Source organism: Nocardia canadensis (assembly GCF_032656385.1).
Lineage (GTDB): Bacteria > Actinomycetota > Actinomycetes > Mycobacteriales > Mycobacteriaceae > Nocardia > Nocardia canadensis.
The window spans coordinates 1,007,341-1,021,151 of sequence record NZ_JAVCWB010000010.1 but is presented as its reverse complement, the minus strand read 5'-3'; the positions used below and the strand labels follow the sequence as shown (position 1 = coordinate 1,021,151).

The window sequence follows — 13,811 nt, the reverse complement described above, 5'->3', positions numbered from 1 at the left end:
ACCAAGGAGGTCACTCTCATGAACAGCACTCGCAAGACAGTGGTCGTGGTCGGCCACGGCATGGTCGGTCACCGCTTCGTCGAGGCCCTGCGCTCGCGCGACGAGGCAGGCGAATGGCGGATCGTCATCCTCTCCGAGGAGAAGCTGCCCGCCTACGACCGCGTCGGCCTGTCCTACTACGTCGGCAGCTGGAAGGCCGAGGAGCTGGCGCTGCCGGGTAACACCTACGACGGCGACGCCCTGGTCGAGCTGCGGCTGGGCCAGCGCGGCGAAGCCATCGACACCGCGGCCAAGACCGTCACCAGCTCCAACGGCGACGTCATCGCCTACGACGCGCTGGTCATGGCGACCGGTTCCTACCCGTTCGTCCCGCCGGTGCCCGGCCACGATCTGCCCGAGTGCTTCGTCTACCGCACCATCGACGACCTCGACGGCATCCGCGCCGCCGCCGAAGCCGCCGGTCCCGGCGCGCACGGCGTCGTCGTCGGTGGCGGTCTGCTCGGCCTGGAAGCCGCCAACGCGCTGCGGCTGATGGGCATGACCCCGCACGTGATCGAGTACAACGACCGCCTGATGCCCGCCCAGGTCGACGCCGGTGGTGGCGCGATCCTGGAGAAGCTGGTCAGCGACATCGGCCTCAACGTGCACACCGGCGTCGGCACCGCCAAGATCGTCTCGATCGAGGAGGAGGGGGCGAACAACGTCACCCTGCACCTGTCGGACGAGTCCGAGATCCACGCCTCGCTGGTGGTGTTCTCGGCCGGTATCCGACCGCACGACGCCCTGGCCAAGGCCGCGGGCCTCGAGATCGGCGCCCGCGGCGGCATCCTGACCGACCTCGCCCTGCAGACCTCGGACCCGAGCGTCTACGCCATCGGTGAGTGCGCCGCGATCGAGGGCATCTGCTACGGCCTGGTCGCCCCCGGCTACACCACCGCCGAGATCGTCGCCGACCGGCTGCTCGGCGGCGCCGGCGAGTTCCCCGGCGCCGACATGTCGACCAAGCTCAAGCTCATGGGCGTCGACGTCGCCTCCTTCGGTGACGCGCACGGCACCACCGAGGGCGCGCTCGAGGTCGTGCTGCACGACGCGGCCAAGGGCACCTACGCCAAGCTGGTCGTCTCCGACGACGCGCAGACCCTGCTCGGCGGCATCCTCGTCGGCGACGCCAGCCAGTACGCGGCCCTGCGTCCGCTGGTCGGCCGTCCGCTGCCCGCCGACGCCGCCGCGCTGATCTCGCCGGCCGGCGCCGAACTGGGCGCCGACGCGCTGCCCGACGACGCCCAGATCTGCTCCTGCAACAACGTCAGCAAGGGCGCGATCTGCGGCGCCATCGCCGAGGGCGCCTGCGACATCCCCGGCATCAAGAGCTGCACCAACGCCGGCACCTCCTGCGGTGGCTGCGTGCCGATGATCAAGAAGCTGCTCGAGCAGTCCGGCGTGGAGATGTCCAAGGCGCTGTGCGAGCACTTCACCCAGTCGCGCGCCGAGCTGTTCCAGGTCGTGCAGGTCACCGGCATCCGCACCTTCTCCGAGCTGATCGCCAAGCACGGCAAGGGCACCGGCTGCGATATCTGCAAGCCGACCGTCGCCTCGATCCTGGCCTCGACCTCGAGCGATCACATCCTCGACGGCGAGCAGGCCGCGCTGCAGGACACCAACGACCACTTCCTGGCCAACATGCAGAAGAACGGCACCTACTCGGTGGTGCCGCGGATGCCCGGTGGTGAGGTCACCGCCGAGCAGCTGATCGTCATCGGTGAGGTCGCCAAGGAGTTCGACCTCTACGTCAAGGTCACCGGTGGTCAGCGCATCGACCTGTTCGGCGCGACCGTGGAGCAGCTGCCGCTGATCTGGAAGCGCCTGGTCGACGCGGGCATGGAGTCGGGCCACGCGTACGGCAAGTCGCTGCGCACCGTCAAGAGCTGCGTCGGTTCCACCTGGTGCCGCTACGGCCAGCAGGACTCGGTCGGCATGGCCGTGCTGCTGGAGAAGCGCTACCGCGGCCTGCGCTCGCCGCACAAGCTGAAGCTGGCCGTCTCGGGCTGCGCCCGGGAGTGCGCCGAGGCCCGCGGCAAGGACGTCGGCGTGATCGCCACCGAGCACGGCTGGAACCTCTACGTCGGCGGCAACGGCGGCCTGACTCCCAAGCACGCGGTGCTGCTGGCCGGCGACCTCGACGACGAGACGCTGATCCGCTACATCGACCGCTACCTGATGTTCTACATCCGCACCGCCGACCGCTTGCAGCGCACCGCGCCCTGGCAGGAGGCGCTCGAGGGCGGCATCGACTACCTCAAGGCCGTCGTGTGCGAGGACAGCCTGGGCATCGCCGACGACCTGGAGGCCGCGATGGCCAAGCACGTCGACGGCTACAAGGACGAGTGGGCGGCCGTGCTCGAGGACGAGAACAAGCTCTCGCGCTTCGTCTCGTTCGTCAACGCCCCTGGCGAAGCCGACCCGACCATCTCGTTCGACGACAGCGGCGAGCGCAAGGTGCCTGTGCTTCTCGGCCTGCCCGGCATGCCCGCCGGTGTTGGCTCCGACACAGCAGCGGCCGGGAAATAAGCGCTTAACCCTGCGGAAACAGGGCGCCTGTACCAATAGGTAAGGCGTTCGGAGGAGGAACCGATGACCGTTATCGACACACCCACCATCACCACGGAGACGGCGACCTGGACACAGGCGTGCCGACTCGACTTCCTGATCCCGGGCCGCGGCGTTGCTGTCCTGCTCAAGGGTGGCAAGCAGGCCGCCCTGTTCCTACTCACGGACGGCACCCTCGCCGCCGTCGGCAACATCGATCCGTTCGGCCGGGCCGCGGTGATGTCGCGCGGCATCGTCGGTGATCGCGGTGGCATTCCGGTCGTCGCCTCGCCCCTGCTCAAGCAGGCTTTCTCGCTGATCGACGGTCGTTGTCTGGACGACCCGACCAAGTCCCTCCCGGTCTACGCCGTGCAACTCGACGGTGGCGTCGTCGCGGTATCCAACGAGCCGGTGCAGGTCGCGGCCCTCGAATCCTCGGACGGCTGATTTCATGACTGCTCCCACCGACAGTGGCCCCGGCCTGGCCGGCTTCACCATCGGCGTGACCGCCGCGCGCCGCGCCGAGGAATTCGGCACCTTGCTCACCCGCAAGGGCGCGACCGTGGTCTCCGCCCCCGCCATCCGCATCATCCCGCTGGCCGACGACACCGAGCTCGAGCGCGTCACCGAGCTGCTGATCGCCGATCCGCCGCAGATCACCGTCGCCACCACCGGCATCGGTTTCCGCGGCTGGATGGAAGCGGCCGAGGGCTGGGGTCTGGCCGAGACGCTGCGTGACACGCTCGCCTCGACCCGGATGCTGGCCCGCGGCCCCAAGGCCAAGGGCGCGATCCGCGCCGCCGAACTGCGCGAGGAATGGTCGCCCGCCTCGGAGTCCTCGGCCGAGGTGCTCGATCACCTGCTCGCCGAGGGCGTCGAAGGCGTCCGCATCGCGGTGCAGCTGCACGGCGCGACCACCGAGTGGGAGCCGGTTCCCGACTTCTGCGAGGTGCTGCGCTGCGCGGGCGCCGACGTGGTCCCGGTGCCGGTGTACCGCTGGGAGCCGCCCGCCGATCGCGGCCCGATGGACGCCATGATCGAGTCGATCATCTCCGGCAGTCTCGACTGTGTCACCTTCACCAGCGCCCCGGCCGTGGCCTCGCTGCTGATGCGGGCCAAGGAGACCGGCCTGCTCGAGTCCGTGCTGCACGCGCTGCGCGGGCGCGTGCTCGCGGCCTGCGTCGGCCCGATCACCGCCGCGCCGCTGGAGGAGCTCGGCGTGCCGACCACCATGCCGGGCCGTGCGCGGCTCGGCGCGCTGGCCCGCCACGTCGCCGAGGAGCTGCCGCGCCGGGCGAGCCGGATCTACGCGGCCGGTCACCTGATCAGCGTGCGTGGTGGCTGCGTCGTCGTCGACGGTGAGGTGCGTCAGCTGGCGCCCGCGCCGATGGCGTTGATGCGGTCGCTGGCCCGTCAGCCCGGCCGGGTCGTCTCCCGCGAGGACCTGCTCTCGGCCCTGCCCGGCGGCGGCGACGACACCCACGCCGTGGAGACCGCGATCGCCCGGCTGCGTGCCGGTCTGGGCACGCCCAAGGCGATCCAGACCGTGGTCAAGCGTGGCTACCGGCTGGCGCTCGACGCCGCGGACTGCTCGGACACCCCGGCGGCCCGCCCGCCGGTGCAGCCGCCGCACCAGGCCGGGATCGGCACGCCCGCCCGGTCGCCGCGCCCGGCGCAACCGATCGGAGTCTGGTGAGCACCGCGCGGCCGGATGAGCCGGCCCTGGTGCTGGTCGCGCACGGCACCCGCAGCGCGCGCGGTGTGGAGATGATCGCCGCGCTCGCCGACGCGGTGGCCGCCGAACTCGGCGCCGCGGTTTCGGGGCGCGGCGCCGAGGGCGCGGACTCCGACGGCGCGGCGCCCAACGCGGCGCTGCGGACCGCCTTCGTCGACGTGCTCGGCCCGTTACCGTCGGAGGTCCTGCGCGACCTCGACGGTCCGGCCGTCGTCGTGCCCGCCTTCCTCGCCTCGGGCTACCACGTCTACCAGGACGTGCCGCGCGAAGTCGCCGAGAGCGGACACGCCGAGGTCGCGGTCACCGCGGCCATGGGCCCCGATCCGGCGCTCACCAGGATCATGGCGGTGCGGCTGCGGGCCGCCGGCTGGCGTCCCGGTGACGCGGTGGTCTTCGCCGCCGCGGGATCTTCGGACGCGCGAGCCCGCCAGGACGTCCGCCGGGCGGCGGGCATGCTGGCCGAACAACTCGGCGTGCCGGTGCGGATCGCCTACGTCGCGACCGGGGCGCCGCGGGTGCCCGAGGTCGTCGCCGAACTGCGGGAAGCGGGTGCGGGGCGGGTCTTCGTCGCCTCCTATCTGCTGGCCCACGGCCTGTTCCACCAGCGCCTGCACGACGCGGGCGCCGACGGGGTGGCCGAGCCGATCGGTGTCCATCCCGCGGTGGTCCGCCTGATCGCGGACCGATACCGCACGGCCGCACGGGAACTCGTCCGCGCCCGGGTGCGCTGACCGAGTTGTCCGCGTCCGCGCCGAGGTCCGCCGCCGCTGTGCGCGACGGCCTCGCGCGGGTGCGCGGACCTCGTCGGACGCGCGTCGCCGCTGCCCGGTGAGTACGGGCTCCGGCGGCTAGAGTTGGGCCCGACTTCACAGCGAGGGGGCACCGTGCAGGATTCGTCGGCGGACCACGAGGATCCGCGACCGCACCAGGACGAGCTGACGTCGTATCCCGACGCGATTCCGCAGGCACCGGCCAACCAGAGCGCGGCGGTGCCACCGTCCCCGAGTGGCGTCGGGGGGCCCACGCCGTATCCGCCCCCGGTGGTACCCCCGAGTTCCGGGGCACCGTACCCGCCCCCGCCGAATGCGGCGAGCGCTCCCTCCCCGAATCCGGCTGCGCACCAGCCATATCCACACGCCACGGGTCACCCGGGCGGGCCCTACCCGCAGGCCGGGCCCGGCGCCGGCCCCGCGATCTATCCGTCGGCGGTGCCGGGCGGGCAGTCGCCCTATCCGCCGGCGACCCCCTTTCCAACGGCAGCGCCGGTCGGCGCGGGCCCGAAAGTGGTTCCGCAGAATGTGCAGATCGCGTTCTACGTGATGCTGGCCGGCGCGGTGGTCACCCTCCTCAGTGCCGCCTACATGCTGACCACGATCGACCGGATCCGCTCGGACGCGCTCGACGCCTCGGGCGGGGTCTTCCGCGGCGACGACCTCGACGTCGTCGTGTACGCGGGGCTCGCGGGCGGGATCCTGGTCTCGCTGGTGACGGCGGGGCTGTGGGTGTGGATGGCCTTCGCCTGCCGCGCGGGCAAGAACTGGGCCCGTATCACCGGCACGGTGTTCTTCGGCCTCAATGTGTTGTCCTCGGCTGTCAGCGTGATCAGCGTGTTCGCCACCGGATCCCGGACCGACCTGCAATCGATGGCCTTCACCGTGGTGACCGTGATCATCGGCCTCGCCGCGGTGATCCTGCTCTGGAACCCCCGCTCCGCCGCCTTCTTCGCCCCGGCCCCACCGCCGGGATACCAGCCCTACCCGCCTACCGGGCCCTGGTGAAGTTCGCCCGGTAGGTGCTCGGGGGGACGCCGAGCTGGCGGATCATGTGCTGCCGCAACGATTCCGCCGACCCGATCCCGCTGTGCCTGGCCACCTGCTCGATCGGCAGCGACGTCGATTCCAGCAGCTCCCTGGCCCGGTGCAGGCGCTGGTGCAACAGCCATTTCTGCGGGCTGAGCCCGGTCTCCTCGTGGAAGCGCCGGGTCAGCGTGCGCACACTCGTGGTGGCGTGCTCGGCGAGTTCGCGCAGCGACAGGGGAGTGTCGAGCCGGGTCAGTGCCCAGGCACGGGTGGCCGAGAGCGAGAGGTCGTCGTCGGGCGGCAGCGCGGTGTCGACGAACTGGGCCTGCCCGCCGGGACGCACCGGCGTCACCACGGCGGCCCGAGCCGCCTCGTTGGCGACGGTGGCACCGTAGTCCTGGCGAATCAGGTGCAGGCACAGGTCGATTCCCGCGGCGGCGCCTGCCGAGGTGGTGACCGGGCCGTCCGCGACGAACAGCGCGTCGGTGCGCACCCGGACGCCCGGATGCGCGTCCGCCAGTTCGTCGGCCAGCGCCCAGTGCGTGGTGGCGGCCCGCCCGTCGAGCAGTCCGGCCTGGGCCAGGACGAAAGCGCCGCTACAGATCGAGGTGACCGGGGTGCCCCGGTCGACGGCGGCGCGCAGCGCGGCCAGGATAGCCGGTTCGGCGTCGGTCCGGGCGCCGGTGCTGGGCACGATCACGGTGTCGGCCGACTCGAGGACGTCGAGCCCGTGCGGGATCACCACGTCGAACCCACCCGAGTTCGCGAGCACCACACCGGGTTCGGCGGTGCACACCAGCACGCGATAGCCGGGCGCGCCGTCGATCGTCACCGATTCCATCAGCGATCCCGGCATGGCCAGATCGAACGACTTCACCGGGGGAACCGCGACGACGGCGACAGTCTTCATGGCCTGATCCTTGGGATAGCTGGCATTCCGGCCACTAGTCTAGCCCGCTCCCGCTCGGCATCGTTGACAGTGCACCCGGCGAACAGCGCCGAATCGCCTGAAATACTTTGCTGGAAAAGAGAATTCACATGACCAAGCATGTCGTGATCGGTCGCGGGGCGACCGCGTCCGCCACTGCGCTGCGCCTCGCCGAGTCCGGCGACCGCGTGACGATGATCAGCCGCGGCGGCCTCGGTCCCGACCACCCCGGCATCGACCGCGTCGCCCTCGACGCCACCGACACCACCGCGCTGATCGCGCAGGCCACCGGTGCCGAGACCGTGTTCAACCTCGCCATGCCCGCGTATCACACGTGGCCGGAAACCGTTCCGCCCCTGTTCGGTTCGATCAGGTCCGCCGCCGAGGCCACCGGCGCGAACCTGGTGATGATGGGCAATCTCTACGGCTACGGACCCGTCGACGGCATCGTCGACGAGGCGACACCGCTGGCCGCCGCCGGCAGCAAGGGCGAGGTCAGGGCCAGGATGTGGATCGAGGCGCTGGCCGCGCACGAGGCGGGCAGGCTGCGGGTCACCGAGGTGCGGGCGGGCCAGTTCCTCGGCGCGGGCGCGGTCTCGGTCTTCTCCCTGCTGGTGCAGCCCGCGGTGCTCGCGGGCGCACCGGCGAAGGTGCCGCAGGCGCTGGACCTGGCGCATTCGTTCACCGCGATCGACGACGCCGCCACGGCGCTGGTCGCCGTCGCCCGCGACGACCGCGCGTGGGGTCGTGCCTGGCACGCGCCGATGATCACCACCACCGTGCGCACGGTCGCGGGCCGGCTGGCGGCATTGGCCGGTGCGCCCGAGCCCGACCTCGCTGTGCTGGCGGACGCCGAGATCGCCGAACTGGCGCAGGGTGATCCGTTCTGGGGCGAACTCTTCGAGACCGCGCACATGTCGCACCGGGAGTTCGTTGCCGACGATTCCGCACTGCGCACCACCTTCGGCGTCACCGCCTCCGCGCTCGGCGAGGTGCTGCGCGCGGTCCTGCCCGAGGGTGCGACAGCGGGGATGCTCTAGGTTTGCCGACGCCGTGCGCGACGGCGGACACGAGCCCGTCAATGCCGGATATCGGCCGTTCGGTAGGGCATGCTCGGGGTATGCTTCGGCTCCTGTGCGGTGTGCTCGTGCTGCTCGGCTGTGGGTTCGTGATCGCGCCGCGCGCGGTGGCGGAGGCGGGGATCATCGACGTCCGGCCGCTCGGTGGCAGGCAATACGAAGTGGTCGTGTATTCGGCGGCGATGAACCGCCCGATCACGCTGTGGCTGTCGCATCCCGGCGCGGGAGCGCCCGCGCTGTATCTGTTGAACGCGGTCGACGGCGGGGAGAGCGGCGGGCCCTGGATGCGCCGCACCGACGTGGTGGACTTCTTCGCCGACAAGCCGGTCAATGTGGTGGTCCCGATCGGCGGCCGGGCCAGCATGTACACCGACTGGCAGCGCGACGACGCGATCCTGGGCCGCAACAAGTGGACGACCTTCCTCACCGGCGAACTCCCACCGCTGCTCGATCAGCGCTTCGGCATGACCGGCGCCAACGCGGTCGCCGGGCTGTCGATGTCGGCCACCTCGGCGCTGAACCTGGCCATCGCCGCGCCCGGCCTCTACCGCGCGGTCGGCGCGTTCAGCGGGTGCACTCAGACCGCGAACCCCTTGGCGCAGGCGCTGGTTCGCGCCCAGCTGGCGACCTTCGCCGCGGACGCCACCAATATGTGGGGCGGCCCGATCGACCCGGCCTGGATCGGCAACGACCCGGTCGTGCAGGCCGAACGCCTGCGCGGCACCGCGATCTACCTGTCCGCCGGCAACGGCATCCCGGGTCAGCACGAGGCGATCAACGATCCGAGCATCGCGGGCAATCTCGGCGTGCTGGTCGACCGGCTGCTGGTCGGCGGCACGATGGAGGCAGTCGCGGGCAGCTGCACCGGCCCGATGGCGGCCCGGCTGGCCCAGCTCGGCATCCCCGCCGACGTGCGTTTCCGGACCGCGGGCACCCACGCCTGGCCGTATTGGCAGGACGACGTGCACGATTCGTGGCCGATGTTCGCCGCCGCCCTCGGCCTCTGAAAACTGTCGGTGCCCCGGCGCACACTGGGTCCATGGCCTATGACGAGGAACTCGCCGAGCGCATCCGGGAGATCGTCTACCCCGGACCGGATCTGGTCGAGCAACCGATGTTCGGTGGACTCGCGTTCCTGGTCGGCGGCAATATGGCCGTCGCCGCCAGCGGCAAGGGCGGGCTGCTGGTGCGGGTCGACCGGGCCGAGGGGGAGTCGCTCGTCGACGGGCTGTCGGTGTCGCCGATGGTGATGGGCGGGCGGGAGATGGTGGGCTGGCTGCGGGTCGACACCGCCGCCGTCGCCGACGACGCGGTGTTGCGCGAGTGGGTCGAGCGCGGCGTGAGCTACGCCAGAACCCTGCCGCGAAAAAAGTAGAGAGAACTTCGATGGATGTGTCGAGACCGCGTGCTCGGCTCCGACCAGTGGGTGACAGCAAGCCTGCGCATCACCCTCCCGAAGGAGCACATCATGTCCGTCAACACCTTCCTCTGGTTCGATACCGACGCCGAAGCGGCCGGTGAGCTCTACGCCGCGACGGTGCCGAATTCGCGCGTCGTCGAGGTCACCCGGCAGGCCGACGGCTCGGCCTTCATCGTCACCCTCGATCTCGACGGTCAGGCCGTCACGCTGATGAACGGCGGACCGGCGCATCCGCACACCGACGCCGCCTCGCTGCAGGTCGTCGTGGACACCCAGGACGAGGTCGACCGGCTGTGGGACACCCTGTCCGAGGGCGGCGAGCCCGGCCCGTGTGGCTGGCTGAAAGACCGTTTCGGGCTGTCCTGGCAGGTCGTGCCTTCGGTGCTGCCGAAGCTGATGAGCGGCGACACCGACCGGGTCATCGCGGTCGGCACCGCGCTGCGGTCGATGTCCAAGCTCGACATCGCCGCTCTGCAACAGGCCTACGACCAGGCCTGAGGCCCGATACGTCGACGGCCGCCGCGGATCGGTAGTCCGCGGCGGCCGTCGAGGCGTGTCGGGTCGGGTCAGCCCGCCGAGCCGGTCAGCAGACCGCCCAGGTCGGCCGAGCCGGTGCCGGTGCCGCCGCCGGGCGTCGTCGGCTTCGTGGTGACCTCGACGGTGACGGTCTTGGAGCTGATCAGTTCCTGCACGGCCTTGATCTCGTGCGAACCGGGGGTCGTCGGGGTCCAGGTGATGGTGGCCTTGCCGTCGGAGACCGAGACCGGCTCGCCGATCTGGGTGCCGTTGTCGGTGAAGGTCACCTTGAACAGGAACGACGTCGCGGTGACATCGGCGGTGACGGTGTAGGCCGTGCCGACGTAGTGGGTGCTGCCGCTGACGGTGACACCCTGGACGAGTGCCGAGGCCTGCGGCGCCACCAGGACGCCTGCCGCGGCGACCGCGGTGAAAGCTGTGAGTCCGAAGCCGGCCCGCCGAGCCTGGTTGGTCTGCATGGTTGTTCTCCTGTATCGCGCTGTCCCACCGCTGTGGGTGTGGCGACACTATCGACCCGGTCGCCGCGCTGTCCGGGAAACAGAAAAACGACTGTTTAAAATTGTCGCGACCGCTTCGTCACAGGTGACGCCGGAATCATCCCGTGCGGATGAGGCGATCGCGGCGGCTGTCGTCGAGACTGGACACATGCCGACGTCGGATGCGGTTCGCTACCAGTTCGTCATCGAGGGCGAACTCACGGAACGTGCTGTCGCCGCGTTCCCGGAGCTTCGGCGTAGCGCCCATTCGCCGACCGGAACCACCACCCTCTACGGCGAGCTGGCCGACAACACCGCCATGCGCGGCGTGCTCGCCCGCATCGATGTCCTCGGGCTCACCCTGCTCGGAATGTCTCGCCTGCCCGATTGATCGTGAGGTTGCCGAACGATAGCCGGTTGCGGCAAACCCTCACGATGACGTCGATCTCATAACGAGCGCGTCGACGCCGCACCACCGGCGAACGCGCTGGTCGCGTTTGGCCTACCGTCGAACCTGCTGGTGGATCGACCCCGCGGGGAGATGACGAGCTGAGGAGTGTGGTGGTGGCAACCTCGTACCGCGCGTTAGCTGACGACGTCTCGGCGGTCGGTGTCCAGATTCCCGAGCTGTCCTTCGCCTCCGTGCGCTCCGGCGACCTCGCCGCCCGGCTCGACCGCGCGCACGCCGCGGGCGGGCACACGGTGCTGGTGTCCGGCCCGGCGGGCAGCGGCAAGACCGTCGCCCTGGTCGACTGGGTGACCCGGTCACGCAAGGCTCGCGCGGCCACCGTCGGCTGGCTCACCGTCACCGCGCGCCTGGCGGACAGCGGCGAGCTGCTCCCCACGATCGCGCGGCTCCTGCACCGCCCCGCCGACGCCGTCGACACGACCCTGCGCACCCCGGCCGACCAGGCCGCCGACCTGGTCGACGCGCTGGCCGCGCGGGCCGAGCACGCCGTCCTGGTGCTCGACGACGCCCACCTGATCACCGACCCGCTGCAGCTGGCGGGCCTGGAGTACCTGCTCGCGCACCTGCCCGGCACGGTCACCGTGCTGCTGGCGGGCCGGTTCGATCCGCCATTGCGCTGGCACGCGCTGGAGCTGGGGGGCAGGCTGACCCGGATCGGTGTGGGCGAACTGGCGCTCTCGCCCGAGCGGATCGTCCAGCTGTTCGCCCAGCACGGCTGCCGGCTCGACGACGACGAACTCGCCACGGTGCACTCGCTGACCCGCGGCTGGGCCGCGCTGGTCCGGATCGCCGCGATCTACGTGGCCGCCAATGGCGAGGATCGCGATACCGCGCTCACCACGCTGGCCCGGCCGTCACACGCGGTCGCGGATTTCCTGGTCGCGGAGCTGATGCAGTCGCTGCCCACGTCGACCCTGGATTTCCTGCTGGTCACCGCGATTCCCACCCGGTTCTGCCTGCCGCTGGCGGAGGAGCTGGCCGGTGAGAACGCGGCCCGGATCGTCGACGAACTGCTGCGGGCCAACTTCCCCATGCAGACCGTGGCCGACGCGGGTCAGCTCTGGCACAGCTACCACCCGCTGCTGCGGGCGTATCTGCTGGCCGAGGCCGCGCACTCGCGGGCCGACCGCCTGCCCACCGTGCACCGTCGCGTCGCCGAGTGGTTCGGGGCGGCCGCGCTGCCGGGCCCCGCGCTCGAGCACGTCCTGGCCGAACCGGGCGCGCCCGGCCTGGTGTCGTTCCTGCGGGACTGGGGCCCGCGCATGGTCCTCGACGGCGCGGGCCAGCAGGTGCTCGCCGCCATGGAGTATCTGCCGGATGCGACCGAGGACACCTTCGTGCGGCTGCTACGCGCGGCGGTCGCGGTGGAGGCGGGCGAGATCGCCGCCGCCGAGGTCTATCTCGAGGCCGCGCATCTCGGGTCCGAGCAGGTCTCGCGGCTGGTTCCCGATGCCTGGACGGTCTCACTGGACCGGGCGGTCAGCGCGGGGCTGGCTGTGCTGGTGGGGGATTCGGCCTCGATGAGCTGGCCGCTGCCCGCGGTGACCGGCCAACCCGACCTGGATTGCTACGCCGCGCTGCACTGCGGTACCGCCGAGGTCACCGGCGGCGCGATCGACAGCGGCATCGCCGCGTTGCGGCACGCCATCGTGCACGCGGAGGAAGTGGGGCTCGGCAGCGTCGCGGTGCGGGCCCGGACCGCGGTCGCGGTCGCCGCCGGGTACGCGGGTCGGGTCGGAGACCTGCGAGCCCTGGCCGCCGCCGCGCGCGACTGTGCCGATCGCTACGACCTGGCGCAGGCTCCCGAAGGCGTGTTCGCCCGGCTGATCGAGGCCTACGGTGCGTACCAGCAAGGCGAGGCCGTGCAACTGCCACTGCCCGGTCAGCCCGGTGGGCCGGCGGCGGAGGCGAGCGCCCCGGCGCCCGCCCGGCAGGCCGCCGTGATCACCGGCGTGCTGATGTTCGACGCGGCCCCCGATCGCGCGGCCGCCGCGACCCTGCTCTGTACCCAGACCCACCGCCTGCTCGACGACTCCCCGGCGGCCTTCGGCATCGGCACGCTGGTCACCGATGTGCTGTGGGTGCTGCTGCGTCTACAGGCCAAGACCGACGCCCAGCACCTGGTCGATCACGCGACCCGGGTGTTCGGGTCGACCCCGCAGCTGGCCGTCGCCGAGGCGGCCCTGGCCGTCTACACCCATCGGCCCAGCGCGGCGCTGACCATCCTCGAGCCGCTGCTCGGCGGAGCCCCGCGGCTGACGGCGGGCGCCCTGGTCACCGCCAGGCTGCTGGAGGGCGTCGCCGCCGACCGGCTGGACCGGCCGCGCAAGGCCGAGGACGCGTTCGAGCAGGCACTCGCCCTCGCGTGCGGCGAACGGCTGATCCGCCCGTTCCTCGACGTGCCCGGCGCGGCCGAGACCCTCGACCGCCTGGGCGGGCGGTTCGGACGCTTCGACGCCTTCGTCGACCTGGTCCGTTCGCATCGCGCGCCCGCCACCGACGCGCCGCAGCTCACCGAGACCGAGCTGGCGGTGCTGCGCCAGCTCCCGTCCGGCATGACCGCGATCAATATCGCCGCGAACATGGGCGTCTCGGTGAACACCGTGAAGACCCACCTGCGCGGCATCTACCAGAAGCTCGGCGTCAACGCCCGCGCCGACGCGATCGGCAGCGCCCGCCGCGTCGGCCTGATCTGATACCGCCCGAACTCACCCACAACGGGTGATTTCCCGCCCGTCCCGCGCGGATACGGTCGCGGGACCGCCAGGATTCCGACGAGGCA

The 13,811-nt window shown here is 71.4% G+C and carries 13 protein-coding genes; 11 read left to right on the top strand and 2 right to left on the bottom strand.

Annotation, left to right across the window (positions count from 1 at the left end):
* Nucleotides 1-18 precede the first annotated feature (18 nt).
* The 5 genes from nirB (at nucleotide 19) to Q7X29_RS27930 (ending at nucleotide 6,099) form a co-directional block, all read left to right on the top strand.
* Nucleotides 19-2,568: a nitrite reductase large subunit NirB gene (nirB, locus tag Q7X29_RS27950; protein ID WP_316575867.1), complete on the top strand. Its 2,550-nt coding sequence runs from the start codon at nucleotides 19-21 to the stop codon at nucleotides 2,566-2,568.
* Nucleotides 2,569-2,631: 63 nt separating this feature from the next.
* On the top strand, nucleotides 2,632-3,033 hold the full coding sequence (gene nirD / locus Q7X29_RS27945) for a nitrite reductase small subunit NirD (RefSeq protein WP_218718024.1): 402 nt from the start codon (nucleotides 2,632-2,634) through the stop codon (nucleotides 3,031-3,033).
* A gap of 4 nt (nucleotides 3,034-3,037) precedes the next feature.
* Nucleotides 3,038-4,282 (top strand): uroporphyrinogen-III synthase, encoded by a 1,245-nt coding sequence (locus tag Q7X29_RS27940; RefSeq protein ID WP_218718023.1) that lies wholly within the window; start codon nucleotides 3,038-3,040, stop codon nucleotides 4,280-4,282.
* Between the two features lie 71 nt (nucleotides 4,283-4,353).
* Entirely contained in the window at nucleotides 4,354-5,052 is a 699-nt protein-coding gene (locus tag Q7X29_RS27935; protein WP_316576356.1) for a sirohydrochlorin chelatase, read from the top strand.
* 552 nt (nucleotides 5,053-5,604) lie between these two features.
* Nucleotides 5,605-6,099 carry a hypothetical protein gene (locus Q7X29_RS27930; RefSeq protein ID WP_316575866.1) on the top strand — a complete coding sequence of 165 codons (495 nt, stop codon included), beginning with the start codon at nucleotides 5,605-5,607 and terminating at the stop codon, nucleotides 6,097-6,099.
* On the opposite strand, the gene Q7X29_RS27925 is transcribed toward Q7X29_RS27930, so the two are convergent.
* Nucleotides 6,083-7,030 (bottom strand): GlxA family transcriptional regulator, encoded by a 948-nt coding sequence (locus Q7X29_RS27925; protein WP_316575865.1) that lies wholly within the window; start codon nucleotides 7,028-7,030, stop codon nucleotides 6,083-6,085. The two genes, Q7X29_RS27930 and Q7X29_RS27925, sit on opposite strands and share 17 nt — an antisense overlap.
* Before the next feature lie 128 nt (nucleotides 7,031-7,158).
* Between Q7X29_RS27925 and Q7X29_RS27920 the strand changes: the two genes are divergently transcribed.
* From Q7X29_RS27920 to Q7X29_RS27905, 4 genes are all read left to right on the top strand, one after another.
* Nucleotides 7,159-8,088, top strand: a complete 930-nt coding sequence (locus Q7X29_RS27920) for a Rossmann-fold NAD(P)-binding domain-containing protein (RefSeq protein WP_316575864.1) — start codon at nucleotides 7,159-7,161, stop codon at nucleotides 8,086-8,088.
* A gap of 80 nt (nucleotides 8,089-8,168) precedes the next feature.
* A complete protein-coding gene (locus Q7X29_RS27915; protein WP_316575863.1) occupies nucleotides 8,169-9,134 on the top strand; it encodes an alpha/beta hydrolase in 966 nt (321 codons plus the stop codon).
* 32 nt (nucleotides 9,135-9,166) lie between these two features.
* Complete coding sequence (locus tag Q7X29_RS27910; protein WP_316575862.1) at nucleotides 9,167-9,502, top strand: TfoX/Sxy family protein; 336 nt, start codon at nucleotides 9,167-9,169, stop codon at nucleotides 9,500-9,502.
* A gap of 93 nt (nucleotides 9,503-9,595) precedes the next feature.
* A complete protein-coding gene (locus Q7X29_RS27905; protein WP_316575861.1) occupies nucleotides 9,596-10,045 on the top strand; it encodes a VOC family protein in 450 nt (149 codons plus the stop codon).
* A gap of 68 nt (nucleotides 10,046-10,113) precedes the next feature.
* Here the strand turns inward: Q7X29_RS27905 and Q7X29_RS27900 are convergent, their stop codons facing one another.
* On the bottom strand, nucleotides 10,114-10,542 hold the full coding sequence (locus tag Q7X29_RS27900) for an Ig-like domain repeat protein (RefSeq protein WP_316575860.1): 429 nt from the start codon (nucleotides 10,540-10,542) through the stop codon (nucleotides 10,114-10,116).
* Between the two features lie 187 nt (nucleotides 10,543-10,729).
* Here Q7X29_RS27900 and Q7X29_RS27895 point away from each other — a divergent pair, with 187 nt between their 5' ends.
* Nucleotides 10,730-10,951, top strand: coding sequence for a hypothetical protein (locus Q7X29_RS27895; protein ID WP_218718015.1), 222 nt, complete (start codon nucleotides 10,730-10,732; stop codon nucleotides 10,949-10,951).
* 173 nt (nucleotides 10,952-11,124) lie between these two features.
* Nucleotides 11,125-13,725, top strand: a complete 2,601-nt coding sequence (locus Q7X29_RS27890; RefSeq protein ID WP_218718014.1) for a LuxR C-terminal-related transcriptional regulator — start codon at nucleotides 11,125-11,127, stop codon at nucleotides 13,723-13,725.
* The last annotated feature ends 86 nt before the right edge of the window (nucleotides 13,726-13,811 follow it).

What these genes read in the sequence shown, in the direction of transcription:
- nirB (WP_316575867.1), top strand. Translation starts at nt 19, where the DNA reads ATGAACAGCACTCGCAAGACAGTGGTCGTGGTCGGCCACGGCATGGTC.
- nirD (WP_218718024.1), top strand. Translation starts at nt 2,632, where the DNA reads ATGACCGTTATCGACACACCCACCATCACCACGGAGACGGCGACCTGG.
- Q7X29_RS27940 (WP_218718023.1), top strand. Translation starts at nt 3,038, where the DNA reads ATGACTGCTCCCACCGACAGTGGCCCCGGCCTGGCCGGCTTCACCATC.
- Q7X29_RS27935 (WP_316576356.1), top strand. Translation starts at nt 4,354, where the DNA reads ATGATCGCCGCGCTCGCCGACGCGGTGGCCGCCGAACTCGGCGCCGCG.
- Q7X29_RS27925 (WP_316575865.1), bottom strand. Translation starts at nt 7,030, where the DNA reads ATGAAGACTGTCGCCGTCGTCGCGGTTCCCCCGGTGAAGTCGTTCGAT.
- Q7X29_RS27920 (WP_316575864.1), top strand. Translation starts at nt 7,159, where the DNA reads ATGACCAAGCATGTCGTGATCGGTCGCGGGGCGACCGCGTCCGCCACT.
- Q7X29_RS27915 (WP_316575863.1), top strand. Translation starts at nt 8,169, where the DNA reads ATGCTTCGGCTCCTGTGCGGTGTGCTCGTGCTGCTCGGCTGTGGGTTC.
- Q7X29_RS27910 (WP_316575862.1), top strand. Translation starts at nt 9,167, where the DNA reads ATGGCCTATGACGAGGAACTCGCCGAGCGCATCCGGGAGATCGTCTAC.
- Q7X29_RS27905 (WP_316575861.1), top strand. Translation starts at nt 9,596, where the DNA reads ATGTCCGTCAACACCTTCCTCTGGTTCGATACCGACGCCGAAGCGGCC.
- Q7X29_RS27900 (WP_316575860.1), bottom strand. Translation starts at nt 10,542, where the DNA reads ATGCAGACCAACCAGGCTCGGCGGGCCGGCTTCGGACTCACAGCTTTC.
- Q7X29_RS27895 (WP_218718015.1), top strand. Translation starts at nt 10,730, where the DNA reads ATGCCGACGTCGGATGCGGTTCGCTACCAGTTCGTCATCGAGGGCGAA.